Origin of the sequence: Halorubrum shenae, assembly GCF_051194165.1 — an archaeon.
Taxonomy (GTDB): domain Archaea; phylum Halobacteriota; class Halobacteria; order Halobacteriales; family Haloferacaceae; genus Halorubrum.
Genome location: NZ_JBLZNI010000001.1, coordinates 366445 through 390890, shown reverse-complemented (window position 1 = coordinate 390890; position 24446 = coordinate 366445). Strand labels below are relative to the sequence as shown.

General features: G+C 58.8%; 28 protein-coding genes and 1 pseudogene. 6 read left to right on the top strand and 23 right to left on the bottom strand.

Going from position 1 to position 24446, the window contains the following annotated elements:
* Positions 1-67: 67 nt before the first annotated feature.
* Positions 68-1258, top strand: coding sequence for a hypothetical protein (locus ACNS88_RS02070; protein WP_435093432.1), 1191 nt, complete (start codon positions 68-70; stop codon positions 1256-1258).
* A gap of 156 nt (positions 1259-1414) precedes the next feature.
* Here ACNS88_RS02070 and ACNS88_RS02065 read toward each other — a convergent pair whose 3' ends face one another.
* The 4 genes and pseudogenes from ACNS88_RS02065 to ACNS88_RS02050 all read right to left on the bottom strand — a co-directional run bounded on the left by ACNS88_RS02065 (position 1415) and on the right by ACNS88_RS02050 (position 2709).
* Positions 1415-1900 carry a hypothetical protein gene (locus ACNS88_RS02065; protein WP_435093430.1) on the bottom strand — a complete coding sequence of 162 codons (486 nt, stop codon included), beginning with the start codon at positions 1898-1900 and terminating at the stop codon, positions 1415-1417.
* Positions 1901-2023, bottom strand: a complete 123-nt coding sequence (locus tag ACNS88_RS02060) for an SH3 domain-containing protein (RefSeq protein WP_435093428.1) — start codon at positions 2021-2023, stop codon at positions 1901-1903. It lies immediately after the preceding gene.
* A gap of 82 nt (positions 2024-2105) precedes the next feature.
* A pseudogene (locus tag ACNS88_RS02055) lies at positions 2106-2347 on the bottom strand (restriction endonuclease); the annotation flags it as partial.
* A gap of 53 nt (positions 2348-2400) precedes the next feature.
* Positions 2401-2709 carry a WYL domain-containing protein gene (locus ACNS88_RS02050; RefSeq protein ID WP_435093426.1) on the bottom strand — a complete coding sequence of 103 codons (309 nt, stop codon included), beginning with the start codon at positions 2707-2709 and terminating at the stop codon, positions 2401-2403.
* Between the two features lie 581 nt (positions 2710-3290).
* On the opposite strand from ACNS88_RS02050, the gene ACNS88_RS02045 reads away from it, so the two are divergent.
* Positions 3291-4367: an alpha/beta fold hydrolase gene (locus ACNS88_RS02045; protein ID WP_435093424.1), complete on the top strand. Its 1077-nt coding sequence runs from the start codon at positions 3291-3293 to the stop codon at positions 4365-4367.
* Between the two features lie 703 nt (positions 4368-5070).
* Here ACNS88_RS02045 and ACNS88_RS02040 read toward each other — a convergent pair.
* From ACNS88_RS02040 to ACNS88_RS01970, 15 genes are all read right to left on the bottom strand, one after another.
* Positions 5071-5325, bottom strand: coding sequence for a hypothetical protein (locus ACNS88_RS02040; RefSeq protein ID WP_435093422.1), 255 nt, complete (start codon positions 5323-5325; stop codon positions 5071-5073).
* 407 nt (positions 5326-5732) lie between these two features.
* Positions 5733-6056 (bottom strand): hypothetical protein, encoded by a 324-nt coding sequence (locus tag ACNS88_RS02035; RefSeq protein ID WP_435093420.1) that lies wholly within the window; start codon positions 6054-6056, stop codon positions 5733-5735.
* A complete protein-coding gene (locus tag ACNS88_RS02030) occupies positions 6049-9726 on the bottom strand; it encodes a hypothetical protein (protein WP_435093418.1) in 3678 nt (1225 codons plus the stop codon). The genes ACNS88_RS02035 and ACNS88_RS02030 overlap by 8 nt, the downstream gene beginning before the upstream one ends.
* A gap of 170 nt (positions 9727-9896) precedes the next feature.
* Positions 9897-11267 (bottom strand): hypothetical protein, encoded by a 1371-nt coding sequence (locus tag ACNS88_RS02025; protein WP_435093416.1) that lies wholly within the window; start codon positions 11265-11267, stop codon positions 9897-9899.
* Positions 11264-12028, bottom strand: a complete 765-nt coding sequence (locus tag ACNS88_RS02020) for a hypothetical protein (RefSeq protein ID WP_435093415.1) — start codon at positions 12026-12028, stop codon at positions 11264-11266. The genes ACNS88_RS02025 and ACNS88_RS02020 overlap by 4 nt, the downstream gene beginning before the upstream one ends.
* Positions 12021-13883 carry a hypothetical protein gene (locus tag ACNS88_RS02015; RefSeq protein ID WP_435093413.1) on the bottom strand — a complete coding sequence of 621 codons (1863 nt, stop codon included), beginning with the start codon at positions 13881-13883 and terminating at the stop codon, positions 12021-12023. The genes ACNS88_RS02020 and ACNS88_RS02015 overlap by 8 nt, the downstream gene beginning before the upstream one ends.
* Positions 13880-14086, bottom strand: coding sequence for a hypothetical protein (locus ACNS88_RS02010; protein WP_435093411.1), 207 nt, complete (start codon positions 14084-14086; stop codon positions 13880-13882). Before ACNS88_RS02010 ends, ACNS88_RS02015 begins: the two co-directional genes overlap by 4 nt.
* Positions 14086-14502 (bottom strand): zinc ribbon domain-containing protein, encoded by a 417-nt coding sequence (locus ACNS88_RS02005; protein WP_435093409.1) that lies wholly within the window; start codon positions 14500-14502, stop codon positions 14086-14088. Before ACNS88_RS02005 ends, ACNS88_RS02010 begins: the two co-directional genes overlap by 1 nt.
* Positions 14499-14735, bottom strand: coding sequence for a hypothetical protein (locus ACNS88_RS02000; protein ID WP_435093407.1), 237 nt, complete (start codon positions 14733-14735; stop codon positions 14499-14501). The genes ACNS88_RS02005 and ACNS88_RS02000 overlap by 4 nt, the downstream gene beginning before the upstream one ends.
* Positions 14735-15085 carry a hypothetical protein gene (locus ACNS88_RS01995; RefSeq protein ID WP_435093405.1) on the bottom strand — a complete coding sequence of 117 codons (351 nt, stop codon included), beginning with the start codon at positions 15083-15085 and terminating at the stop codon, positions 14735-14737. The genes ACNS88_RS02000 and ACNS88_RS01995 overlap by 1 nt, the downstream gene beginning before the upstream one ends.
* Positions 15086-15143: 58 nt before the next feature.
* Positions 15144-15425 carry a hypothetical protein gene (locus ACNS88_RS01990; protein WP_435093403.1) on the bottom strand — a complete coding sequence of 94 codons (282 nt, stop codon included), beginning with the start codon at positions 15423-15425 and terminating at the stop codon, positions 15144-15146.
* A complete protein-coding gene (locus tag ACNS88_RS01985) occupies positions 15422-15898 on the bottom strand; it encodes a hypothetical protein (RefSeq protein WP_435093401.1) in 477 nt (158 codons plus the stop codon). Before ACNS88_RS01985 ends, ACNS88_RS01990 begins: the two co-directional genes overlap by 4 nt.
* The gene (locus tag ACNS88_RS01980; protein ID WP_435093400.1) at positions 15895-16362 is read right to left on the bottom strand and encodes a hypothetical protein; all 468 of its coding nucleotides are present in this window, start codon (positions 16360-16362) and stop codon (positions 15895-15897) included. The genes ACNS88_RS01985 and ACNS88_RS01980 overlap by 4 nt, the downstream gene beginning before the upstream one ends.
* A gap of 54 nt (positions 16363-16416) precedes the next feature.
* Positions 16417-16896, bottom strand: a complete 480-nt coding sequence (locus tag ACNS88_RS01975) for a hypothetical protein (RefSeq protein WP_435093398.1) — start codon at positions 16894-16896, stop codon at positions 16417-16419.
* A gap of 1 nt (position 16897) precedes the next feature.
* Entirely contained in the window at positions 16898-18337 is a 1440-nt protein-coding gene (locus ACNS88_RS01970) for a hypothetical protein (RefSeq protein ID WP_435093396.1), read from the bottom strand.
* A 416-nt stretch (positions 18338-18753) separates the two neighbouring features.
* Here ACNS88_RS01970 and ACNS88_RS01965 point away from each other — a divergent pair, with 416 nt between their 5' ends.
* Both ACNS88_RS01965 and ACNS88_RS01960 read left to right on the top strand, forming a co-directional pair.
* Positions 18754-18933, top strand: coding sequence for a DUF8053 family protein (locus tag ACNS88_RS01965; RefSeq protein WP_435093394.1), 180 nt, complete (start codon positions 18754-18756; stop codon positions 18931-18933).
* Between the two features lie 339 nt (positions 18934-19272).
* A complete protein-coding gene (locus ACNS88_RS01960; RefSeq protein ID WP_435093392.1) occupies positions 19273-19797 on the top strand; it encodes a hypothetical protein in 525 nt (174 codons plus the stop codon).
* 13 nt (positions 19798-19810) lie between these two features.
* Here ACNS88_RS01960 and ACNS88_RS01955 read toward each other — a convergent pair whose 3' ends face one another.
* Positions 19811-20521 carry a serine integrase family protein gene (locus tag ACNS88_RS01955; protein WP_435093390.1) on the bottom strand — a complete coding sequence of 237 codons (711 nt, stop codon included), beginning with the start codon at positions 20519-20521 and terminating at the stop codon, positions 19811-19813.
* Positions 20514-20666, bottom strand: a complete 153-nt coding sequence (locus tag ACNS88_RS01950; RefSeq protein WP_435093388.1) for a hypothetical protein — start codon at positions 20664-20666, stop codon at positions 20514-20516. Before ACNS88_RS01950 ends, ACNS88_RS01955 begins: the two co-directional genes overlap by 8 nt.
* Positions 20667-20864: 198 nt before the next feature.
* On the opposite strand from ACNS88_RS01950, the gene ACNS88_RS01945 reads away from it, so the two are divergent.
* Positions 20865-21404 carry a hypothetical protein gene (locus ACNS88_RS01945; protein ID WP_435093386.1) on the top strand — a complete coding sequence of 180 codons (540 nt, stop codon included), beginning with the start codon at positions 20865-20867 and terminating at the stop codon, positions 21402-21404.
* Between the two features lie 9 nt (positions 21405-21413).
* Entirely contained in the window at positions 21414-22235 is an 822-nt protein-coding gene (locus tag ACNS88_RS01940; protein WP_435093385.1) for an IS5 family transposase, read from the top strand.
* 57 nt (positions 22236-22292) lie between these two features.
* On the opposite strand, the gene ACNS88_RS01935 is transcribed toward ACNS88_RS01940, so the two are convergent.
* Complete coding sequence (locus tag ACNS88_RS01935; RefSeq protein WP_435093383.1) at positions 22293-22703, bottom strand: hypothetical protein; 411 nt, start codon at positions 22701-22703, stop codon at positions 22293-22295.
* 339 nt (positions 22704-23042) lie between these two features.
* A complete protein-coding gene (locus tag ACNS88_RS01930) occupies positions 23043-24422 on the bottom strand; it encodes a hypothetical protein (protein WP_435093381.1) in 1380 nt (459 codons plus the stop codon).
* Positions 24423-24446 lie beyond the last annotated feature (24 nt).

Sequence of the window (24446 nt, the reverse complement as noted above, 5' to 3'; positions counted from 1 at the left end):
TGTCTGGTCGCTCTTACTCATGATGCCAACCTTTCTAAGAGTGTCTGTTAAGTAGACTGTATACTCGATGAGCAAGTGGACCGACGGTCGCGCCGACCACGAAGACGAAGCGATCGAGGCGTTTCTGACGAGTCACTTTCCGGCCCCTTATTTAGAGGATCAAGCCGATCTGGCTGACTACGGCGACTCCGACGACGAGATCTCCGACGCGGAGCGCGAGGTCATCGACGCGCTCGTTTCAGAGGCAGGAGCGCAGTTCGTCTCCTCGAAGGGGACGCTCGGGCTCGCAATCGACTTCGTGGTCCTCGCCGAGGAGCTGGCGAAACACGACGACTGGATCGCCGGCTTCGAACCGGACATCACGGTCGCTGACATCCTCGACCGGTACGACAGCATGGCGAAGTCGTCGCTGACGCTGAAACGCGGCGACGTCCGCGAGGGAATCCGGACGTTCCACAACGAGCTGATCGAGCTGTTCCGCGAGGATCTGAACCGCACCAACTTCCCGAGCTCGCCCGGCCACCACACCGGCGAGTGGGAGCGGTACGACGACATGCTCGAGCTCGCGTTCCGGCTCTCCCGCGACGGCCGATATGTCGCCGCGCAGGAGCTGTTCGATCTCGGGTTAGAGCGACTCGAGTCGAGCGAGTACGAGCGCCGCGACCCGCCGTTCGAGGACCCGTTCCTGAAGGTGGTCCGCGACTACGGCCGGAAGGCGCCCAACGAGCAAGGTGGGTCGGCGTATCAGGCGCTCTGTTACGGCTACGTCAAAGCCGAGTGGTCGCACCTGTCGCTCCGCGCGAGCAAGGTCCGAACCGGCTCGTCGCGACAGCAGCGGTACGGCGACATCGACGGCTACCACGGCCCGGACCTCATGATCTCGGTCGAGGTCAAGGACCGCGTCATCGACGCCTCGAACGTCAGCGCCGAACTCGGCACGATGATGAACGTCGCGGAGAACACGACCGCGATCGCCATCGCGATCTGCACCAAGGTGAGCACGGAGGCACGCCAGACGCTCGAAGAGGCGGGCGTGAGAGTTCTCGACGACGCGGACCTTGAACGCCAGATCCAGCTGTGGGACTACCACAAGCAGAACCGCGCATTGCACGGTATGCTGCACTTCTTCGCTAACATCGAGGAGAATCCCGACGGTGTTCAGCGGCTGCTCCGGTTCGTCTCGACTGTCGACCCGGACAACCGCGTGCTCGACCACCTCGTGGACTCCGACACGCAAACCTCCCTCGACCAGACATGATGGCGTCAGCAGTCCCTATGCAAGTTTTCTATCGCAAGGTGGCTTATGTCCCATACTGATTAGATAACTGCTACTCTCGTCGCTCAGTACCCAATCAACAGCGTCTCGAGGTGGAGTTCGCTCCAACGTGAAGCGTACACCGTGTCAATCACGTCTTTACGACTCGATCTCCCACGTGATCGCCGCCCCTTGCGCCTGCACCAGATGCTGCAGGCCGTCGAACTCCGCAACCTCACACACGTCGACGTCGATATCGAACCAGTACTCGATATCGCGATCCGTCTTGTCGGCGAGCCTCTCTGCCGTATACTGTTCGGGAAGATTCGCGACGGCTTTCGGGTCCTCATCCGACCGCTTGTAGAACAGCCCGAGCAGTCCCCCGTCGCGATCGAACCCCGACTCGTTCAGCTTCTGGGCATCACTCAGCAGCGTGTGTTCGTGAAACGGACTGAAGACTCGCATCGGCATCGAGTCTTCCGGATCGCCGTTCGCCCGCCAGTATCGGAGCAGCTTGCACTCGACCGGGATTCTGTCCGGGAGAAGAAAATCGCAGCTCTTGGAGCTCTCGGGGTACAGAACCCCCAACTGCGTGTCTCGACACGCCGCGCTGTGTCGCTGTAGCTCGTCGACGAGTAGTTCCACCTACCGGAGTTCGTACTCCGAGCCGATCCCGTCTCCGTACTGTCCCTCGGTGTTCCGATCGACAGTCGGGATGACGGTCGCAATGTCGTCTGCCAGCCTTGTTAGCGCTTTCTCGCTGGTCATGTGGTCAACTTCTCCATCTATCTGTAGAATACTTTTCACCGAAACACTCGACTCTTCTGTCAGCGAGTCGAGCGACCGGCACTCACTCGCCCACCGCCTCCTCAACGATCTCGATCTCCTCCTCAGTCAGCCCGTACAGTTCGTAGACGAACTCGTCGATAAGCTGGTCCGTTTGCTCGATCTTGGCGTCGAGCTCCTCGGCGCGCTCCTTCGTCCGCAGGTAGTTCTCCAGGTCGTCGGCCACGTCGTCGACAGCCGGCAACTCGATCGCCTTCAGCCGGTCGACAAGCTCGTCTTCGTCACCGTCTCCCGGAAGTTCGCGAACCTAAATAACAGTCAGGTACACGGCAATAGCCACCCCTCGGTCAATTCAAGATTTATCTATCAACCTTACAGTGGACCTCGTCGTAATCGTTATTGTCTTGGTCTATATCGTAATCATCACGAACTCTGGTAAAGTCTTCCTCAGTTAACTGTAATTCAGATATGTTTTTCGGCTTGAAATTCCGCCATTGTGGATTGGAGAATGACTCGGACCCGCCTGCAGTCTGGTATCCTTTGAACATTTCATCCCCATCAGCGGTCCATCCGTGGATGTATGGTTGAACCCAACGTGGGTGACCTTTGTAATTGAACTTCAGCTTCTTTTCATTTTCAATAGCTTTACATATTACTTCGTTGGGCATGTTTTAGCATTATATTGTGTGCGGTTTTAATCTACAGGTTATCTCCACCTTGTGACCTGGCGTTGCGTGCGCTATAAGCATGGCATCAGTCCGCTGTGAAGTAGTCGAACTCGGCGATCATTTTGTTTAGAAACAAACGTTAGAACCGTTTCACTTCACGCCGAGAAAGACGTCAGCTCACGATCGTAGCGATGTGGACGTGAACTTTTTGAGGCGCTCGACCGTCTGGAGGTAGTTCTTCAGGTTGTCGGCCACGTCGTCAATGTCGGGCAATTCGATCGCGGCCATCGCCGTTTTTCGCGACGATCGAGTAGATCGTCGGCGGGATCGTGATCGGCGGGTCCGAGCCGGACATTATCGACAACATCTCTTCAGCGCGGTCACCTTCTCAAGGCTGTGAGCCGGTCACACTGTCACTGACAGAGCCTCATGAGTGGAGTAATCGTATCACTAGAACATGCCACGAGACGGAAATCAGTACGTTGTCGGCGAAACGTATCGTAGCTCCTCGGATTTGTCATGTTGCTGCGTGGTACGAGATATAGGAATCTTTATACTTATTCATCATCATTAATAATGTGATGTCTTTAGAAAATCGCTACCTCGAGAACGAGTACTATACCCAAGACGAACACGGCGACTTTGAACTATACGATCTCGGTGATTTTGAACTCGCGAGCGGACAAACACTCCAAGATGCGAAACTCGCATATCAAACGTTCGGTGACCTAAACGATGAGAAGGATAACGTCATCCTCTTTCCTCACATGTATTCCGGGACCCACCGGGATATGGAGCGGTTTATCGGTGAAGACATGGCGATTGACCCAACCGAGTATTTCATCATTCTCCCGAATCAGTTTGGCAACGGCCTTTCATCTTCACCGCATAATACGCCGCCACAAGACGGAGGAATGGGTTATTTCCCCGAGGTGAATATCGAGGACGACATTCGCGCCCAGCACGAACTCGTCACGGAGGAGTTTGGAATCGACGAACTTCAGCTTGTCCTCGGGTGGTCGATGGGTGCCCAGCAGACCTACGAATGGGCTGTTCGTTATCCGGACATGGTCAAGCGAGCTGCACCAATCGCCGGGACGGCCAGGGCTACGCCACACGATCAACTGTTTATCGAGGCGCACAAAGAGATGATCCGGTCAGATCCTGCCTGGAACGATGGTTTCTACACCAAACCGCACGACGCCCTCACGGGACTGCGCCGACACGCGCTTATCTGGTCCGTAATGGGCCTGAGTACCCAGTTCTATCACGAGTCCGAGCAGGCTTGGGATCGGGCAGGATTCCAGTCAGTCGATGACTTCATGGCGAACTTCTGGGAGGATTGGTTCCTACCAATGGATCCGAACAACCTGCTCACGATGGCAACAAAGTGGCAGAACGGAGACGTGAGCCGAAATACCGACGGTGATCTTGAAGCGGCGCTCGAGCGGATCGAGGCAAAAGTGTACGTCATACCCTTTGAAGAGGATATGTTTTTCCCGGTCCGTGACTGCAAGTACGAGGAGGCGATGATCCCTGACAGCGAGTTGCGACCGATCCCCAGTTTGTGGGGGCACTTCACCATGTTCGGGGTATTTGACGAGGATCTTGAAGCGATTGATGAACACATCGGCGAACTCCTAAACGAATCGGTCTGACGATAAGGTCTTTGCAAGTAGACACGTAACCTTCTCTGAATAGTTGGTAAATTAAAGTTCGATATTCAGCAAGGATTTCTCATCGGATAGTGCGAACTCTAACAGTTGATCGTAGCACGGTTTCCTTATTCAGATACTGTGCTGAAACTCGATTAGCAGTTAGAGCTGTTTGGCTCTGTTGAAATCCTATTCTTCAGATATCTTCTCGCCTGAAATAGCCGGTTGATGAGAGCTGCGAACTGGTCAGTCGTTTACTATTTCAGAAAAGTTATCACAAACACCACTCGAACTAGTTTTGATGCCCTCCAAAACAGATGAACTACTTACATCGATTCGCTATCTGCTCTTCATAATTGTATTTTTGCTCGGGCTGGGAGTCGCGGCACTCGGTGATATCGCTGTTGCGGTACGTGGTTACACGACAGGGATATCGACTGCTGCTCGCTCAATCGGGAGCGTAGTCGTACTTACAGAACTTGGGCTTCTCTTTTATACGGTGCTTCGACCGAACGGGAACCAGGACTCAGCGAACTAAGTTTATCGAGTGATTCGTGATTTCCCTGTACTGACCGATCTAACTCAACCAAATTTCCAAATGGTTCTGTGCGAGATTCACGCTCTGTATTCAGCACGTCCCAAAGAACATATCACCTGCTGAGGATTTCAACAGAGCCATGTTTTTGAAAATAGTGGTGGGAGATCTCTACGAGCCTGAATATTTATATTTGAGATACGCTACTGCGACGACTGTTAGAGAGACGAGGACAGCTGCGATAACGACCATCCCGAATAAATAGATCAGTGCGCCACTGGCCGCTAGACCGGAAATTGCAATCCCACCTTTCCAGATGTTAGAATTAAAACTCAATTTCGCATCGTCTACGCCGTTCTGACCTCCTCCTTGATTTGGCGGAGGGGTTTCCCGTTCTTCGTCGTCATATCTCTGATCCGTACTCATGCGCCGAAATACTCGATATAGACTGATAATATTGTGGGTAATGTCAGAACAGATCATATTCGACCGATGCGATTGTAGACCCGTTCAGTCGTCTGAATATTCGCGTGTCGAAGTTCATCCCGTACGTTGTAGAACGGGCTCCCATCGCCAACGTCGAGTATCCGATAGACAACGCTGTACAGGAGCGTGTACGGTGTCATATCTTCCGTATTCTCTCCCGGTTCGACCCTCGCCTCGCTTACCACGTCGCCTGTTGAAGAGTCCAGAGATTTCTCACGTGAGTACCAGAGCCGGAGCGGATCAGCAGCCTCTCCCAACTAGGAGAGTGTAAGACCCTCGCCTATCTCCCAACACGCTCAGTGCGCCAGCACGCCGCGAGAAACATCCGCCAAATCTCGGACGACTCTCTACTCCGCCACCTGTTCGAGCCGGCCGAGCGTCTGTTCGAGCAGCCACTCGCCGACGACATCGTAGAACGCCCGGCCCGCGCCGAGCGCGTCGCCGGTGATCTCCGCGATCGGCGGGTCCCAGTACCCCAGCGCGACGAGCCCGAACAGCGTCACGACGACCGCGACGACCACCGTCGCTCCCGACGACAGCACACCGACCGCCGCAGCGCCGAGCGCCTTGTACCGCCGAAATCGGAGCAGTACGACTACGGCGAGGATCCCGACGAACACCGATTTGCCGACGTGGTCGCCGAGCACCCCGATCAGGAGCGGATCAGGCATCGTCGTCTTCCTCCGCGGTCACTTCGAGGTTCGTCACGTTATCGGGCGTGTTCGCTTCCGCCCGCCACGCCGAGAGCGCTCGCCACCCGAGCGCGAGCACGCCGACGACGAGGATCACGCCGGTCTCCTCGACGAGCGTCTCGCCGAGCTGCGGCGCGAGCACCTGAATGCCGAGGACGCCGACGAGCGCCGTCGAGCCGACCCAGATTCTGAAGTCGAACGCGTCGAACTGCTGGAGCACTAAGAATAGCGCTACCGGCACCGCCCCGAGCGCGACGATCAGCGTCGCCTGCTCGGAGAGGATCCCCGACATGAGCAGCCCCGCCGCGCCGCCGAGGATCAGCACGCCGAAGACGATCTCGTTCGCGAGGATGCGCTCGATGAGCCCACCGATCGTGCCCGCGGCCGAACTCGCCGCGCTCGTGGCGGCGTCCGTGCGCGACTCGGTAATGACGCCGGTGCGCCGACCGACGACCGCCAGCCCACCGAGCAGCGCGACCCCGATCACGAGGATTCGGCTGTCAGGGACGAGCCCCTGCAGCTGTCCGAGCACGCTCCCGCCGCCAGCCGGGTCCATGATACCGGGACCGCCGCCGCCAGCGTTCGAGCCCGAACCGGAGCCCGACGCGCTCCCGTCGTCGACCTGGAAGATCAGCGTCTCCTCGGAGTTGTCGTCGGTGAGCGTGATCGGCGACGACGCGAGCCCCTCATCGCGGACGATCGCGTTCGTCTCGCTGTAGAGGATGTAGGGCGTTGCGTCCGCCGCGTCGACGAACGTGTAGTCGACCGCAGCCTTTCCATCGCCCTCGACGGCGAGGCCGGGCTCGCTCCGGTCGCCTGCGAGCTCGCCGACCGTCAGCTCGTCCTGCGCGACCGCGACCTCGATCGGCCACGTCCGCACCGTCGCCTCGGCGCCCGCTGTCGCGTTCGGCATCGCCAGCCGCTGGCCGCCCTCTGCGGTGATCGTCGTGTCGCCGGTCGTCTCGCCCCAGGTCGCATTCTCCGCGTAGTGCACGCGGTCGCTGAACACCGTCGAGTCGACCGAGACCGCGAAGTCCGGCCCGGCGTCGTCGACCTGGAGCCGCGTGTTGAGCGTATCCGAGGAAGTCGTCGGCTCGAGCACGGTGATCGCCCCGTCCTCGACGCGGACCTTCGAGCCCGTCGCGCGGACCTCGGTGGTCGAGCCCTCGCCCACGTCGCCTAGCTGCACGGAGAGGTCCGTGCCGTTCAGCGCGTACTCGCTCTCGGCGACCGGCTCCCACGTCGTGCCGTTGTAGCGGACCTCGACGTTCCGCACGTCGACGACCCGATCGTTCATCGGCAGCGTCGCCGTCGCGTTCGAGCGCGCCGACGGCCACGTGTTCGAGACGTTCGTGGTCTGACTCCACGTCGTCTCCTCGACCGTCGCCGAGGTCGTCGTCTCGGCGCCGTGCGAGTACTCGAGTCCGACCAGCGACGCCGGCCCGCTCGTCGGCGAGTTCGTCGAGACGTTGACGCGGTTGGTTCCCTCCTGGAGCCACGAGGCATTCGCGTCGAGTGACACCGTCTCACCGTCCGCGAGGGTTTCAGAGTGACCGACGGTCTCACCGTTCACTTCCACGGCGGGATCGCGCGTCTTGGTTACTTCAGTCCACTCTGCCGACACGTCGACCGGACCGTTAACCGACACGTCAGCCGACTGCGACCCCGTCGAGAGAGTGACCGACTCCGTTACCGTCTCGCCGTCGCCGAGCGTCCCCGTGTGCGACACGGTCGATCCGCCAACCGTGACTGTCGGATCCTGAGTCTCCGTGACCTCAGTCCATGAGAGGTCTACGTCTGCGTTTCCGGCCGTCGAAAACGCGAGTTCGCTCGACTCTTGCGAAAGGTCTAACGACTGTGATACCGTCTCGCCGTCGCCGAGCGTCCCGGCATGACTCCACACCTCCGTACCGCCCTGCGAAAGCGACAGATCGCGCGTCTCTGTCACTTCAGTCCATGACACGTCGACGTTGACCGACTCACTCCCACTCACGTCGATCGTCTCGCTCCCGGTCGAGAGGTCGAGATCATACTCTCCCGTGTTCGAGGTGGTCGAGAACGAATCGCTCCCAGACGAGATCGTGTGATCGACGCTTGTCTGGTAGTAGTACCCGCGATCGCCACTATTGACGGGGCCTTCTTTATAGGCATAATCTAAATCGATAAGGCTATCCTCAAACTCCCATCCGATAGTCACACCATTAGAACCAGATATGTCGTACTGGCCGTTAAAACTAAATTCGTCGTGGTTCCCCGACAGAGTGTCCCCGGAGGTGCTGGAGTCGAGTTTTGTACCGCCAAACACGTTGGTTCCGGCGTCTCCGTCCGTGATATACATATCCACGTTGACGGAGCTATAATCTTCAGTATCGACCGGCGTCATCAGGATGTTGCCACCTTCCGCTTTGAACGTCCCCACCGCGTCGGGGATATAGGCAACAACCCGTTCTCCGTTCTCACTAATGCTAAAACTCGCGTCTGAGTCGATCCTGTCGACCGAAACGGTTGCCGTCGGATCGACGTTGCCACCCACGTTGATCGAGTCACTCGTCGACGACACACGCGAGTATAATTTACTCCGGCTCGTCGTCTCGCGCTTGCCGGTTACGGTGATCGATTCGCTCTCAGGTGCAGTGTTGCCGCCGACTGAGACCGTTTCACTCGTCCCGCTCGTCGAAGTGTATGATTTACTCCGGCTCGTGGTCTCACGGATTCCCGTGAGCGTGATCGTCTCGTCTCGCGGAGAGTCGGCCCCGCCAACATTAACGGAGAGTGATTCACCGTCAGTCAGTCGCGCGTTTGTCGACTCTGAGGCAGTGTTTTCCACGCCCGTCAAATTGATCGACGGATCCTCGACGTCCTCGGTCGAGCTGAGGTCGTACTGATACTCGGTTCCGTCGCCGGCTTCCACGCCGGAAAGCGTCACCTCGCCGTCGAACGTCACCGTGTTGGTACTGAACTCTTTGACGTAGAACGCGGCAGAGTCACCACGAACTTGCAGCGGCGCGGCGTACTCTCCATGCTCTTCGTGGTTGATGAACGCCGCGTTCGGAACCTCGCCGACATTCTCTTCGAGCCACGAGGTCTCGATCGACACCCATCGACCGTCATGCGTCCGGTCGTCTTCGAGTACGATCGCCGGCTCGCCGTCGACGACTGCTGTTTCGACGTTCATGGTCTGGCTGCCGGCCGACGCCCGTATCTCCTGCGGTGGGTCGGGTGCCTCTGCCTTGCTAGCGCCGAGGTAGCTACTCGGCAGCGTGTTTAGGTTCGACCCGTCGAGACTCGGAGTGTCCGCTACCGACTCCTCCGTCTCGTCGGTGACCGGCTCGTACGTCTCTCCTTCGACCGGTTCTTGCGTCTCGATGTTTGTGTCGCCGCCGTCGAACGGCGCTGCCGGTCCGAGCGCGATTGCGCCGACGAGCAGCACGCCGGCGACCGCGAGCGGCTTGAGCGCGCGCTTCGGGATCGACACGCCCGAGACCGCTCCGCGCAGCTGCGGCGCGATCTCTTCGACCGACTGTGCGAGTTGCGCTCGGAGCCACGCGAACGCCGCGAGTGCGTACTGCTTCACTCGCTGTCTGAGGTCGGGCGGCGATTCCTCTCTGTCGTCGTCTTCGCTGTGGGTTTCCGTGTTCTCGTCAGTCATGAGTATCGCCTCCCCCGTTCGCTTCGGTATATACGCGCGCGTATGGGTCGCGCTCTCGCCGACAGCGAGAGAACCGAACGGGATCGATCTCGTCGGGTCCCAGATCTGCCGATTTACGAAATAGTCTCTTGAGCCGCTGTCGGCACCGATCTTCGCGGTACTGGTCGGTTCTATAGGGCATCAAGCGCCTCCTCTCGGCGCGGGTAGCTCACCGAGACCTCGCCGCGGAACCGGTAGCGGCGGTACGGATTCGGCCACTGGATCGGCGCGAAGTTGTCGTTGCGCCAGATTACCGCCCGACCCTTCCGGTCCGCGAACTTGTTGATGTACGACATGTTGATCGGGACGTTACCGATACCCGACAGCGAGCTCGCCGGCGGCGGCGTGTTCGGCATGGTGACGAACCACCGGTTCTTCTCCCGCGGCCCTTCGTCGCACCGGGCGATCGAGTGCGAGAGGTTGATCATCGAGAGATTCTTTTTACGAGCCTTGCCCTGCGCGACCGGCCAGCCCTTCACCTTCCGGTTCGTGTCGTTCTCGTCGGCCTCCGGGTTCAGCGGGACCAGGTCGGAGAACTCGTCGTTGATCATCGTCGTCGGGTGCAGGAACTCGTCGTCCTTCGCCCGCGTTTCGAGGAACGCGAAGTTCACATCCCGAAGCGGCGTCACCTCGGCCGGCTCGTCGGCGAGGTGCGCCGGCGTGTACGTCGCTCTCGTTAGCTGCTCGCACCCGCGGAACAGCGGATCCGGAAGCACCGCGTAGAGCCCGCCAGGGACGATCTTCGTCATTAGGTCCCGCGGGTCGCTGTACTCGATCGTGTCGCGGAACACGTCGGTCAGCTCAATCTCGACCGTCGGGAGCGTGGGGTTCCGCGGTTTGGCGTGAACCTCGTACTCGACGCCCTCTGGCACCGCGATCGTCATGAACGGCGCGAGCGGGAGACACTCGAGCTCGTCGAGCGTCAGCATCCAGAGCAGCGTCTCGTTGTTGATCTCCGGCATCCGAACGCCGCCGATCACGTTCGCGAACGACGTTTTGCCCTCTCCCGGCTCGGAGTGCGCCCATAGGTCGGTCCCGCCGTCACCCATCGACATGAGCACTTCCTCGTTCTCCGGGCGCGCCAGCCACTCCAGCACCTTCCGGCGCGGTCGGGGCTGCTCGGCGATGATGTCGTCGTCGAGGCGCTGCTCTTCGAGCGCCCATTTCTCGGCGTCGTCGAGGTGGATGATCGCGTCGAGATACGCGCTCGGGTAGCGGTACACCGGGTGTGCGTTCTCGGAGCCGGACACCCGCGCCGTCCGGGTGAGGCTTTCGAGCTTCTTCCAGAACGGTTTGAGACTGTTCCCGTCGTTGTCCTCGAAGAACTGGTAGATCTTCTCGCCGTCGTTGTGAATATTCGACAGCCGGCTCCACGACTTCTCTCCCGCGTGGTACCGCGCCTGCCGCGACTTCTCCCACGGCTCGAAGTCCTCGTGGAGGCGCTGAAGCACCTCCTCCTCTTTCCGGCGACTCTTCTCCCGACTCGAAAATGACTTGCTCATGAGTTGAACGCTCCGTGTGTCGCACCGCTGCTGTCCGTTCTCTCTCCGCCGTTCAGCGTTCTCGCGGCCGTCAGAAACGACGGCATCACGACCGCCACGGCGAACCGATACCGCGTCACCTTCGCCTCTTGCTCGCTCTGGTTGAGCAGCGCCTCGAGGAGCGGCGGCGAGCCCACGATCTCGTCGAGCAGTCCCTCGGGCTTCTCGCCGTTCGTCGACGCCGAGAGGTTCCGCACCCACCGACCGAGCGCCTCGCGGTCCTCGAAGCCGCGCCAGAGGTCCATCAGCGCGGCTGCCTGTCCCTGGTCGAGCTGCCGAAACGCCGGCCGCATCAGCGGGTTGCTCTCCTCGTCGGGGTCGACGTCGCTCCACGTCTCGCCTTCGGCGTCCTCTACCCGCTCACCGGCACGCTCGCGGAACTGCCGGTACGCGAGGTCGCACGCGTCGTCAAGCTGCTCGACGAGTCGCCGCCGAACGTACACCGACTGCTGGTCGTCGTCGACGGTCAGCAGGTCCTCCAAGAGCCCCGACATCGGCATCATGTCCGGCGGCTCGATCACGCGCTCGACGTGGCCGAGCGTCCGTACTCCGGCCGCTTGGTACCACGAGAGCGCGAGGAACGCGTTGTGGAACCCGTCGGTTAACGGCTGGATCGGCGGCTCCCGGCGCAGGTCGCCGTCGTAAAGCAGCCGATCCTGATCGTGATCAAGGACGTCGAGCGCCGGCCGAGTGGTGCGAGACCGAGGAGTCGCTTCAGTCATCGTCTCCCTCCGCCCGGCGCGTCGCCGGATCATCTGCTGGCGTCAGATCCGTCTCGTCGAACGCGAACTCGCTGTCGTCGCCCTGGACATCGGTCCCGGCGTTGTCGTTGAGACCGAGCGCGTCGAGGCCGACGCCGATCTCGTCTTCGAGGAACGCTTGGATCATCGACCGGTCGCGCCGCGAGTCGATTTCACGGGCTTCCATCGCGGTCTTGATCCGCTCTGTCCACGCGATCTCCTCGTAGTCCTCGAGGAGCTTCGCATCGGCGTGCTCGCTCTGCATGACCGTCAGCGAGGCGTCCGCCGTCACGTCGTGGCGCGGCGCCGGCTCGAAGTCGATCGAGCCGTCGACCGCCTCGTAGCTCTCCAGCGCGAGCACCAAGAGGCCGACTCCGGCGCCGACCACCGGCGTGTTGAGCGTCGCAACCCCGACCTGCCATCCGATCAGTGGCGCCGCCAGCGTCGCGACCGTGAGCAGCCCGTAGAGACCGCGCGTGATCGGCGACAGGCTCTCCCCCTCGTCGGGTGTCGGAAGCCGGTGCCACACCGGCATCCGGCGCCGTAGGTGCGCCGGCCGGTGGACAACTGCCTCGTCCTCGTCCGGGTCGACGTACACCTTCTGGGTCGCGTCACCCTCGACCCGGACACGCGTCCGCAGCTGGCTCAGGTCGAGCCGCGCGGCCGACGCGAACAACCTCGCGAAGAACGGCCGGATGCCCTTCTTCGGAACCATTCGCCCGCCGTCAGGCGCCCGAATCGTCGTCTTAATCGCCAGTTGCTCGTAGAGTTCGTCGAAGTAGCCGTCTTCTCCGAGCTCCACCGAGTCGCTCACACTCGGCGTCGTCTCACCGCCGTCGGCGAGTGCATCCGGTTCCTTGTCGGTCTCACCTCGACGAAGGCTCACCGCGTCAGTGAGTTCCTTCCGGACGAACGCGATCTTCTCGGTCGGCGGGCTCATCCGGAGACCGCCGCCGTACGCAATCGGCAGCAACGACAGTCCCATCAGCACATCGAGGTGCGCGATTATCGTCGCCACCTCGTAGTACAACCCGCCGAGAACGCCGAGGATACCGAATACCGAGAAGACACCCCACGTAGTGAGGCTGTATCCCGGCCCACGCCCGGCGAGCTTCAGCGTCGCTTTCGCTCCGGACAGCCCGATGACGATCGATGCGATTCCCGGGAGGATCGCCGTTCGGAAGCTGAACCACCAGGCGTCCGCTTGGGTCTCGATCTGCACCTGCTGGCTCGCCGGCGCCGACGCGTGTTCGAACCGCCACCGGGCGCCGTCGACGGGCTCGCCATCGCGTTCGAGCCACGTCGTTGCCTCGACGCTCGTGTCGTAGTGACTGTTCAGCTCCACCGGGGCGTTCGCGTAGCCGTCCTCGATTTCGACGGTCGCCCGCTGCACTTCCTGATTCGCGGCGACGGCGACGCTGCCGTTCTCGGTCTGACGCGTCTCTTCGTTCCAGTACACGACGACGATCTCGTACTCGCCGGTACTCTCACCGAACACTGTCGAGTAGAGTTCAACCGTATCCGTGTTGAGCGTCTGACCGCCTTCGAGGTACACCGGATCGTTCGACAGTGGGTCGGCCGGCCGGTATCGAACGGCGATCGCGCCGTCGACTTCCGGATCGCCGACGTAGCGTACGCTTGGCGGCGCCGCCGACGGCTGGTTGCCGCCCCGTCGGAGCTCCGACAGCTCAAACGGCCCGCTCGACACGTCGCTCCCGTTGGCCTGCGGTGAGAGACCGGTGTCGGTCGGCGCCACGGCCGCCAGAGCGGGCGTCGCCGTCGTCACAACCAGGAGGACAGCGAGGCTGACCGCGGCGACCGCAGCGCCGCGGCTCATCCACGCACCTCGCTGAAGCCGTAGATCACTGCCCCCGCGATGACGGTCCACGCGATCGGCGCGACCTCACTCCGTGGGCCGAGCGGCGTCCCGTCGATCACCGACGGCACGGTAACGTCACCGACGCCGGCGAGCACGCCTCCGAGGACCGTCGCGACGAGCAGGAATCCGACGAGCTTCACACCGTCCTTTGCGAGACCCATCAGGCGTTCACCTCCGACTCGTCTGGCTCGTCGAACTCCCCACCGTCAGCGATTGCTTCCGGTGGCGGTGACCGTTCGATCTCGCTCAGGCCGACCGGACGGAACCGTTCGTCGACGCGGTCGTCGATCGGCGGCGCTGCCTCTAGCTCATCGAGGCGCGTTCCGCACGTCGAGCAGTACCGCTCAGAGGTCGCACTGACCTGCGAGCGACAGTTGGGGCACGCGTCTGACCAGACCATGCTGTGGAGGTAGATAACCCCGAAGAATCCGAGGAATCCGGCGAGGACCACAGCGTCTGTCTCGGAAAACACGCCGAGCAGGATGGTGCCGACCGCAGCGACTCCTGCGGCGATCATCGTCCCATTCGGAAGGTCGAGCAACCAGTTGCGGATTGTCCGCCGCGTGCTCAGCTTCATCGCTCGCCCTCCAGCCGGTCGAGCGTCCGTGCTTCCAGATACGCGATGCTCATGAAGACGCTGAAGACCGTCATCCCTGCGGCAGCAAGGCCGGCCTCAAGCGGCGTTGTTAGTTCGCCCGCGAGCGGGATCGCCCCGATGTATAGCCCTATGAGTCCGAGCAGCACGCTCGCGAGCCACGTCGTCGGTACCGGGCCGGTCGGCAGACCACCCCAGCCGGACAACGTCGACATCAGTCGTCACCTCCGAACACCGCGTAGCCGACAGCGAACGCGATCAGTCCGATCAGGACGAACTGCAGCCCGCTAACGTCGCCGAGGAGCCCGGCGGTCCCGAGGCCACCGAAGATTCCTGTCACCGCGGCGAGCGTGAAGCCGGGGTCGGTGAGGATCGCGTTGATGAGCTGGTCACCGAACTGCAGTCCGAGCCCGGCGCCGGCCAGCCCTGCAGCCGCCGTCGACTGCGAAGCCCGCTTCGCACCGGCGCCGGCTTTCGCTGCCGCCGCCTGCGCTCGCTCGACGCCGGCGACGAACACGATCGCGCCGAGCGCTACGACCGCCAGTGCGATCGTCGCGACCGACACTATCCGTCACCTCCGTTTCCCGCTCGATACGACACCGTGTCGTCTGTCGTTGTGTGTGTCATAGTCCTCTCTCGTCGAATTTCTGGTTCACAGTCCGCAGCGAATAGGCGAGGAACAGCACGCCCGCGCCGACGACGACCCAGTCGGTCGTGGTCTGTGGCGGGAGTACCTGCGGCAGCGTCAGCGCGCCGACCGAGGCGACGCTGAACAGCTGCGGCGCCGAGGCGAGCATCGCGTCGAACGCCATGAACCACACGTCGGGGTTCAACACGGAGAGAATCGCAGTGATCCCCGCGCTCACCTTCGCAAACGGACTCTTCAGTGCCTGTTTGATTGTCATTCTGTGAGCCCTCCAAGTTGCAGCAGGTCGGCCGCGACGTACACGGCTCGCTGGAGGAGCCACAGCACGGCCGTCGTCTCGATGATGATGATGAGAACGAAGATGAGCGGCGACGCCGGCCCGGCAAACGCCGCAGCCTCGAAGATCGGCTCGTTGAACGCCTCGATGCCAGCGATGATCGCCGTTCCAGCCGTCTCACCGACACCGCCGAGGTTGTTCGCGACGCTCACCGGAATGTCCGCGATCCCCAGCTGCTCGCCCGGAGCGTCGAACGTCGCCGGCTCCGAGCCCGCGACGACGAGCAGGATCACGTCGATCACGAGCGAGACGGTCCCGAACAACCACTCCAGTATCCCCGACAGCACCGCACCGAGGATGAAGTTCTGCGGGCTCGACGTGAACGCCTGCAGCACCGGCGGCAGCGAGAGGTCGGCCCATCCGCTGATCGCACTCCCGTCGCCGCTTGCGCTCATCGGAGTACCCCCGAGGCGACGTCGATCCCTCTGCCAGCGACGTAGGCCGTCGCGAGGACAACTCCGATACCGACCGGGAGCGCGAAGATCCCGAACTCATCGACCGAGAACGACCACGCGCTCTCGATCGCAGCGATTCCGGCGCCGATCGTGACGTCGATCAGGCCGTCAGTCTCGGTGGTATAGCCGCCGCCAAACGGGAAGCTGACGTAGCGTGTGCCACCGGCGATGAACTCGTGGAACCCGTCGAGTAGGCCGGAGTACGCCGTGGTAACCGCGTCGATCAGCGTGTTGAAGGCGAGCGCGAAGGCGAAAGCGATCGATCCGACGATCGTCTTTCCGACTCGCCCGACCTCGACGCCCGATGCGGTCGGGAAGCTAATCCCCGAGACGCTCTCGGAGTCGGTGAGGAACGACTCGGTCTGCTCATCCGAGAGCATCCCGTCGTCGTCGCCGTCAGCCACCGCTCATCACCCCCGCATTCGCGCGGTTGGAGCGGCAAGTGCTGGTCATGCTATCTAGTTCTCATCTTCGTTCTCCTCGGTGACACCGAGGGGAAGGAAACTCGGAGCGTCTCCGATCCCAGGGATAGGGAGCGTATCTCCAGTCTCAGACTGCTCCAGGTACTTTGTGATCATCCAGTACGTAGCCAACACGAGCGCGACGCCGACGAGAATCGCGAACACGCCGAACTGCTCAGACGTGGCTGTACCCGAGGTTTCAGCGGCCGTCTCGATGATCCCCAACGGTGCGAGGATCAGCGATGCCACCGCCTGATCGACGGTATTTGCGAGCGCGTCGAGCGGCGCCACAACCAGCGCGATGCCACTCTGAATGATGTTGATCCCTCCGGTTACACCCGCTACGAGCGTTCCGAAGATCGCACCCTGCAGCAGCGTTCCGAGCTGGCCTCCGGCGTTGAGGAATCCGATCGTCCCCGTCAGTACCGACGACGGCGCCGGGCTCTCTCCGCTCGGGAGTTCGTCGGAGGCGGACATCCTACGACCCTCCGGCGTACTTGTTGATCCCGAGGAGACCGAGCAGCGCACTCACGATCGCACCTGGGATCGAGATGATCGTGTCCCAGATACCACCGTTACCGGCGTCCATCGGACCGGCACCGCCGCCCGCAGCGTTCTGCATCGCCGATACCTCGCCGTCGGTCAGAACGACCTTGTAGCTCACCGCGTAGGTCGTTCCCGAGCTCACCGTCGAGTCGAGCGTGACCTCGCTCGACCCGTACGAGTCGGTCACGTCGCTCCACGAGTCGATGTCCGCGAAGTCCGTGTCACCCACGTCTTCAGCGACCTCGACACTCTTGTACCGCTCACCGGGAAGCTCCGGCTCGTCGACGAGCTCCGTGTTCGAGTACGAGAGGTCGAACGCGGTCGGCAGCTGCAGCCGGTAGTCGAAGTTCCCGACAGAGTCCCACTGCGGGTAATCGTTATCCTGCGTGAACTCCGCGTTCACGTCCTCAGCGTCCTGCAGATCCGACGCCTGGAACATCGCGTCGACGGTCACCCCGTAGATCGTCGCGTCCGACATGACCTCGTCGAACCCGTCCATGTTCGCGACGGAGTACTCGCCGTGCGGCTCGGTGATCGTCTCCGTCTCGAGCTCGCCGTCGTTCTCGACGACGCGCTCGCCGAACTGCAGCTCACGAGTCCGCTCCGCGTCGAGCACCGACACGTCCGCGTCGACCTCGCCAGTGATCGTGATCTCCTCCGTCGAGTCGAAGGTTCCGTCGCCGCCGCCCTGCACGGTGAGGTCACCGACCTGCTCCTGCAGGACCATGCCCTCGCCCGTCGAGTTGGCGAGCAGCGTGTCGTTCGAGGCGTCGCCCGTCGCGTCGTAGAGCGTGACCTCGACGTAGTCGCCGTCGCCGTCCGTCAGCTGCAGCGTCGGCGTACCCGCCGCGGAGTTGATGTCCGCCGCGATCGTCACGTAGCCCTTCTCACCGTCGTCGACCGAGAAGTTCGAGTAGGTCGCCGAGTCACTCGCTGCGGTCCCGTCGTAGCCGAGCGCGTCAACGCCCGGCGCCGTGGTCGTCTCGGAGACCGCCGCGCCGCTCGCCGTCCACTCGTCAGCATCGAGCGCCGAGGCCGCGTTGTCGCCGTCCTCGTCGCTCTTCCGCGGGAACTCGTCGCGCTGCTCGAACTCGATGTCCGTCGCGGTCAGTGCGATCGGATTGTCGTTCGAGGCGTTCGTCGACGCCGGGAGCGAGGCCGCGTCACCTGAGTCGTCGTAGTACTGCAGCGCCTCGGAGAAGTCCGCCCCGTTCCACTCGTCGACCGTCACGTCCGCGTTGAGCGTCGGGTTCGGCGCCTGCGAGTCGCCGCTCCACCCGATCCCGCCTGCCGCCATCGCCGGCGTCGCCACCATCGACGACACCACGACCAGCGCGAGTAGCGCGCTGAAACCGACCTTCTTGATGTTCATACTGTACCTCCGTAGCTGCCGCTGAGAGTCTGTGTCATTGATCTGCGAAAGCATCCGTTTCCGGTGGATAGACCGTACTTCTCCGCCAGATCCGAATCCCGCGGGTACCGCTCTCGGAAGGTCTGGAGATACTCAGCGAACCGGTCGCTGACGACGAGACCGCGCGGTCCGTCGCTCACGAGTCAGCCCTCTGAAAAACCGTTCGCCAGCCCTTCCGCCGCCGATCCTCTGCGCCGTCGTTACCGTCGGAGACGCCGCTCACGCGCAGGCGTCACCTCCAGCGTTAGACACCAGGTGCATGGTGCGGCTTGAACACCGCTCCGAAGGTTTCAATAGGTACGGAATTAAGTGGAATAAACTCAATAAGTGCATTAAGACCGAGGATTGAATAGGCCGGTATCCGTACGTAGAAGTGGATGTCCCGCGAGATTAGGAAGGTTCGAGACCTCGGGAACGGGAGCGGTGGGGTGACGATCCCGAAAGACAAGCTCCGCGACTGGGGTCTCGTTGATGATGATGGAGAGTTGGCCGATGGACACCTCGCCGTCGAGGCAGACGACGACGGGGATGCAGTGACGGTCGAGCCGGTTCGGTAGTTCGGCTCGATCTGGAATCTTTAGTACCGAAGCAGAATCAGAAAGCGTCGTAGCTGTGCGACACGGACCGAACTACTCTGTTGTGAGGAGCTGCATCGCTTGTCGCATGTAGTAGTTCTTCTCGGTTGGGTCGTCCGTATTCAATGCCTTCCGGAGGCAGTCATTGGCACTGTCGACCTTCATCGTAAAGCGGTGTCTTCTACGGGTTCTGTTAAATCCATCTCTCCGACTAGTTTCAGCTTCGATAGGGATGCACGCGAATCCGGTGTTCTACGACAGGCAGTGGTGATTACAGATAGGCACCAGCTTTAGTATCCGCCACAATTGCGAATGATTGTTATGAAGGTTCAGAAAAAAGTAGATGAATGCTATGATGACGATGAGGGCCGTTCTATCTGTAGGATTGACCCAAATACACTACTTGAACTTGGTTTGAGTCCAGGTGAAATCGTTCGTATTTCGGCGGAGTCTGATACATATCTCAAAGCTTGGCGAAGTGATCGAGAGGATTGGGATGAGGATTCGATCTACATCGACGAATTTGCCCGACATAACGCACAAGCAGAGGTTGGAGATTCTGTTACGATAGAGAAGGTGGAATTGAACCCGCTTGATCAAATATTCCTACTTCCTTACCGGGGAGCTGACATCGAACTGACGCCCAAAGCGGTTGAGAACCTGAAAGAGCAGCACATCAAAAAACCGGTACAAGTCGGTAGTGTCTTAGCCACTCTAACATCTGATTCCGGAAGGCCATTGCCACTGGTAGTTACTGGAACACACGATAAGAATCCAGGAATAATCACAGAATCGACGGCTGTTGAACTTCCGGCATCCTTTTTAACGGATTCTGATGAGGAGTGAGTACTCCAAGCGCTCAGAGGTCAGTAATCAATTGTTCATTGATATTTGTCTCTACCTGATCAATCCGCTCAATATACCATCCTCGACGTTCGATGACGTTCTGAACTGTTGAGGTTGGAATATCGACCAGGCCCGCTATCTCGCGCCGGCTCCTCCCTTCCTGATCAAGTCGGAGAATCTCTACGACTGTATCGAATTCTTCACTCGGCACCTGATACTGACCAGCAGGGTCGTAGGTCATTCCAAACCGGGGGCGGCCATGGTCATAGCCCTGCTGCTTACGACGCTCGATCGCTCGTCGTGATTTCTCGATCTCCTCCTCTTTGGTGTCGCGCTCGATACGCCGCTTCAGATCGAAGGTGAGATCGTCCTCGTTAACATCGCCGACGTAGACGATCTCGGCGCCGCCCTGCTTAGCAGCGTACTGGATCACCGAGAAGTACTCGTCGCGGCAAATCCGGCGGTCGTCCCAAGCGACGAGGTACGAGTACTCACCCGCCTCGAGCTCAGAGGTACACTCTTGAACGCAGTCGTTTTGATCAAGAAGCCCTGCCGGATCGTCGCGCGTCATCGTCGAGAATCCAGTGTGAACGCCGAGGTCCAGAATCTCCACCTCGTTGGCGATATCGTCAGCAAGTGCCCGAACCAGCTCTCGCTGCTCTTCGAGGCCGACATCCGACTCGTCTCCCTTTGACTTCCGGATCCAAGCGAGCGCCTTACTCATCGACTACCGTCACCTCTAGCGAACTTCCTGATTTGACCTTCCAGTCGAGCCGCTTCCCGTCAAGATCCATCGCCTCAGCGAGGCCGTTCGGAACCGTCACTTTGTACTGTCCGTTGGCCCCCTGACTGACTCTCGTTTTCGCCATCTCTGTATAGGCCTATAGTTAGGCCTGAACTTAGTTCTAATCACGCTGTTCAGATAACCCCGGTTTCCTGTACGTAGATCCTGTAGTAGTAAGCAATATCAAAAATGTACGAAATAGATCTCAGAAAGATGACTTACCGGCAAACAATATTGGACCTCAAATATAACAGTCTTAGTATCAAATAACTAATCCAGATATATGGATGATATAATAGAATGGGTCCAACGTAGAAGATTGACTCTATCTATTATCGTATTCTTTCTGGCATGGTACGGACTCCAGTTGAGCGTCTCTCATTTATTAGGTGCAAATACTGCTCGCTGGTGGTTTTATCTACAGAAGCCGCCGAATATAGTATCTCCAGGGATCCTCTTTGCTTCGATATCACATGACATGTCTACTCTCACCCACATTAGTAGTAATATTCTGTTTTTATTCGTCGCTGGAGGGATTGCTGAGCCGTATTTCGACAAAAAGGATATTATATACACGGTATTTTTTCTAGGGTATTTGGGCACCTACTTATCCAATATGACCGCGTTTATTCACCAGTTCTGGATATTTGCCGGGGCCAGCGGTGGTATTCTGGCTTTCTGGGCATATGCCGGACTCAAGTTGCGACATAAGGTAGGTGGATACACCTCGGGAGTAGAGATATCTCGAGAAAGTGTAGAACAAATTGGAGTAATTTGTCTGGCTTTGTTGAAATCCTCAAGGGATTACATGTTCGTCCTGTAATTCCACGAGATGAAGGCTCTTCCGAAGTCGCAGATTCTCCGTTTTACTGAGAAGGCGATCAATCTGGCACGTCGAACCGTCTCTCGATACTCCTCGAAGTTCTCAAAACACCGCTATACACTTCCTCAGCACGTCGTTCTGTTGTGTCTCAAAGTGCGGAAGAACACGACCTATCGTGGTCTGCTCGACGAACTGATCGAGATGCCACGCATCCGTCGAACCCTTGGATTAGTTGAACTTCCTACGCCATCAACGCTCTGTAAGGCGTTCAATCGGCTTGATATGGCTGTATGGCGTGTTATATTGACTCTCTCAGCGACGCTACTTCCGACGAGCGGGGTTGTTGGAGTCGATGCGTCAGGGTTCGACCGTAGTCACGCCTCAAAACACTATACGAAACGAGCCGATCTCACGATTCAGCAGCTCAAAGTGACACTGCTGGTCGATACGAGGGTAAACGCAATCCTCGATCTACACGTGACGACGACACGAAAACACGATAGCCAGATTGCGCCGTCGTTGATCAAACGCAATCCCAAGCATATTGAGATTCTGCTCGGTGACAAAGGGTATGACGACCAGAAGATCAGACGACTTGCCCGCCACCACGAGATCCGGCCACTGATCAAGCACCGTGAGTTCACATCGCTCCACAAGGCATGGAACGCCCGCTTAGACGCTAATCTCTACGGCCAACGGAGTCAATCTGAGACCGTCAACTCGACACTCAAGCGGAAGTACGGTACGTTCGTTCGCTCACGACACTGGTGGAAACAGTTCCGCGAACTCACCATCGCCTGTCTCGTTCATAATCTCGACCGGTCACTCTGAGCGGTCTATACAGGTGAAGCACCAATCGCTAAGGATTGGCAAAGTGTGTAGCAGGACTCAATCACATCCGTAAGACGTGTGTTCCCAGTGGAGGGTGCTTGCACCAAGGTAAAATTGGAGGTAGAGACATCGTGTAGACTCTGAAACGAGGTCTTGCGTATCAACGTGTGCAGAGTCCCCGTCAACGTCAACCTGAATTGAGTACTGTCCCGGTTCAGAGAGAGGTGATTCGAAATCAGCGTAGGCCTTTCCCTCACCCGATGCCTCAAGTTGGCGTTTTTCCTCAAAAAGAACCTCATCGTCCTTCCGTATCCATACTGTGAATACGTACTCCGCCTCTCGCCGGTGGTTTTCGAGACGAATATGGTCAATGACTGCATTTGGTTCTGAGCTATCTGAGAGACATCCGGCGAGGCTACCTATTGCCGCGATACCAGTGGTTCGAAGAAACGTCCGTCGGGAGGGCATAGTAGGTCTGTTAGATTAACATAATATAAATACATCTTGAAATAGGTGGTGATAGGATCGCAGTTCTCACCAACCGGGTGTTTCAGGCAGGAATGCGTCTAAAGAATAGGATTTCAACAGGGCCATTTGTCTAATAATCGGGGCACCAGCATTCCTGCTGAAGGAAGCAGTATTTTCGCCGGAATTTCATAGTGGACATATTATCGGCTTGTTGCTTGGATACGTATCCTTCGGGTACGAGTATCTGATTATCGCAGACTAACTAACAAATCCTCGGCTGAGGCTGTGAATCGCGTTCATCCACGCCTCGAACGTCTCGGCGCTCCGTGTCAGCTGGCATTAGAACTTGAAGCGAAATTTCTCGCTGTCCATGATCGCATCGATTGTGTCTTCTCTAAGTTGATCTCCGGCACCAGTTATTCGTTTAGCACCATGTGGAAAATTCCAGCCGTTGCGCTTGTAAACGGCCAAATAATCGATTTCATCAGAACTGAATATTTCTGAGTTCATATATTGGGTGCCAGAGAGACGGGTTTGAACTGTTGTCTGGCGACTCCGGCGATGGACGTAGTGTACCAATCGTTCTGGAGTATCGAGTACCTCCGTGAGAATTTGTAGGTCGTAAATATCACAGACATATGGTACAGGACTGATGTCTAGTATTTTTGCGAAGTCACGGGTTGCAATCCCCCCATACGACTCTCCGAGAACGATCCACCGATAAGCATTCTTGAAAGAGGCCGGATTAAGATCGATCGGTGATCCGTCTGATTTTTTGATCTGGTTAATTTGTCCAGATTGCACACCAGACACTAGTCGGTCAGCTTGATCGTATGCTTTTCCGATTCCTCGCTTAGTGTCTTCTTTGATGACATCGACGCCACCGAGATGTCCTTTCCGTGTTCCGGCACGTAGTTTCTTAGCCTTACACTCGACGACAACAGGTTCAGCATCGTGAAGGATTAGGATATCTCCCTCTACCTTCTCACCTTCATACTCATAAGTGTAGTTCTGGATGATTTCTTCTTTGGCGAAGATGTCTGTGAGACAATCGACCGTCCACTGTTCAAGCCAATCACCGAAACGCAAATGAAATTCACCCTCATACTTCGAACCGATCAAATCGTAATAGAAGGTGTTGGCGAGTGCATACAGAAGGGTACGGGGTAACGGAAGTAGGTACTCACCTTTGGATTTAATAAACGGTGCTCGTTCTAGAGGATTTATATCCAGTACTGTCCGAAATCCGGAATCACTTCCTTGTTTGATCATCAATCTATCGAGAAAATTGTAGAAGCGTGGTGTGTCAACACACCAATCAACAAGAGTTTCTTCAGACGCCCAAACCATGTCTTCCGTGAGATCAATCGCCTTCTGAGAGAAATCCAATAGTGATGGAGACCACTTCGCGACTTCCAATTCCTCTCCTTCTAATCTTGAACTCATCGAGTCAGTTAGTTCACGTGTAAAATATACTGCATCCTCAATTGAAAAACCAAGCTGTTCCTCCATCTCTGTTTCCCAAGGTTTGTACGCGCGGTACGCTTTCTCAAGCATCTGAAAGCCATCTGCGTGGCGAAGCGTAGTGAGCTCGCGAAATGCTAATCCGAAGTATGGTTCGGCCTTTGGTGAGTCGATTGGGAAGGATGTGCTCCTTTGACGGGTGTACCAGTTCTTAAGCTCAAGTAGATGTGCCGCAATATCGGTAGTTCCCATCATTCCTGATTGCTGACTCGATTTCTG

Coding starts and splice junctions, on each gene's coding strand:
- ACNS88_RS02070 (WP_435093432.1), top strand. CDS start 68: ATGAGCAAGTGGACCGACGGTCGCGCCGACCACGAAGACGAAGCGATC.
- ACNS88_RS02060 (WP_435093428.1), bottom strand. CDS start 2,023: ATGACCAGCGAGAAAGCGCTAACAAGGCTGGCAGACGACATTGCGACC.
- ACNS88_RS02050 (WP_435093426.1), bottom strand. CDS start 2,709: ATGCCCAACGAAGTAATATGTAAAGCTATTGAAAATGAAAAGAAGCTG.
- ACNS88_RS02045 (WP_435093424.1), top strand. CDS start 3,291: ATGTCTTTAGAAAATCGCTACCTCGAGAACGAGTACTATACCCAAGAC.
- ACNS88_RS02040 (WP_435093422.1), bottom strand. CDS start 5,325: ATGAGTACGGATCAGAGATATGACGACGAAGAACGGGAAACCCCTCCG.
- ACNS88_RS02035 (WP_435093420.1), bottom strand. CDS start 6,056: ATGCCTGATCCGCTCCTGATCGGGGTGCTCGGCGACCACGTCGGCAAA.
- ACNS88_RS02030 (WP_435093418.1), bottom strand. CDS start 9,726: ATGACTGACGAGAACACGGAAACCCACAGCGAAGACGACGACAGAGAG.
- ACNS88_RS02025 (WP_435093416.1), bottom strand. CDS start 11,267: ATGAGCAAGTCATTTTCGAGTCGGGAGAAGAGTCGCCGGAAAGAGGAG.
- ACNS88_RS02020 (WP_435093415.1), bottom strand. CDS start 12,028: ATGACTGAAGCGACTCCTCGGTCTCGCACCACTCGGCCGGCGCTCGAC.
- ACNS88_RS02015 (WP_435093413.1), bottom strand. CDS start 13,883: ATGAGCCGCGGCGCTGCGGTCGCCGCGGTCAGCCTCGCTGTCCTCCTG.
- ACNS88_RS02010 (WP_435093411.1), bottom strand. CDS start 14,086: ATGGGTCTCGCAAAGGACGGTGTGAAGCTCGTCGGATTCCTGCTCGTC.
- ACNS88_RS02005 (WP_435093409.1), bottom strand. CDS start 14,502: ATGAAGCTGAGCACGCGGCGGACAATCCGCAACTGGTTGCTCGACCTT.
- ACNS88_RS02000 (WP_435093407.1), bottom strand. CDS start 14,735: ATGTCGACGTTGTCCGGCTGGGGTGGTCTGCCGACCGGCCCGGTACCG.
- ACNS88_RS01990 (WP_435093403.1), bottom strand. CDS start 15,425: ATGACAATCAAACAGGCACTGAAGAGTCCGTTTGCGAAGGTGAGCGCG.
- ACNS88_RS01985 (WP_435093401.1), bottom strand. CDS start 15,898: ATGAGCGCAAGCGGCGACGGGAGTGCGATCAGCGGATGGGCCGACCTC.
- ACNS88_RS01975 (WP_435093398.1), bottom strand. CDS start 16,896: ATGTCCGCCTCCGACGAACTCCCGAGCGGAGAGAGCCCGGCGCCGTCG.
- ACNS88_RS01970 (WP_435093396.1), bottom strand. CDS start 18,337: ATGAACATCAAGAAGGTCGGTTTCAGCGCGCTACTCGCGCTGGTCGTG.
- ACNS88_RS01965 (WP_435093394.1), top strand. CDS start 18,754: ATGTCCCGCGAGATTAGGAAGGTTCGAGACCTCGGGAACGGGAGCGGT.
- ACNS88_RS01960 (WP_435093392.1), top strand. CDS start 19,273: ATGAAGGTTCAGAAAAAAGTAGATGAATGCTATGATGACGATGAGGGC.
- ACNS88_RS01955 (WP_435093390.1), bottom strand. CDS start 20,521: ATGAGTAAGGCGCTCGCTTGGATCCGGAAGTCAAAGGGAGACGAGTCG.
- ACNS88_RS01950 (WP_435093388.1), bottom strand. CDS start 20,666: ATGGCGAAAACGAGAGTCAGTCAGGGGGCCAACGGACAGTACAAAGTG.
- ACNS88_RS01945 (WP_435093386.1), top strand. CDS start 20,865: ATGGATGATATAATAGAATGGGTCCAACGTAGAAGATTGACTCTATCT.
- ACNS88_RS01940 (WP_435093385.1), top strand. CDS start 21,414: ATGAAGGCTCTTCCGAAGTCGCAGATTCTCCGTTTTACTGAGAAGGCG.
- ACNS88_RS01935 (WP_435093383.1), bottom strand. CDS start 22,703: ATGCCCTCCCGACGGACGTTTCTTCGAACCACTGGTATCGCGGCAATA.
- ACNS88_RS01930 (WP_435093381.1), bottom strand. CDS start 24,422: ATGATGGGAACTACCGATATTGCGGCACATCTACTTGAGCTTAAGAAC.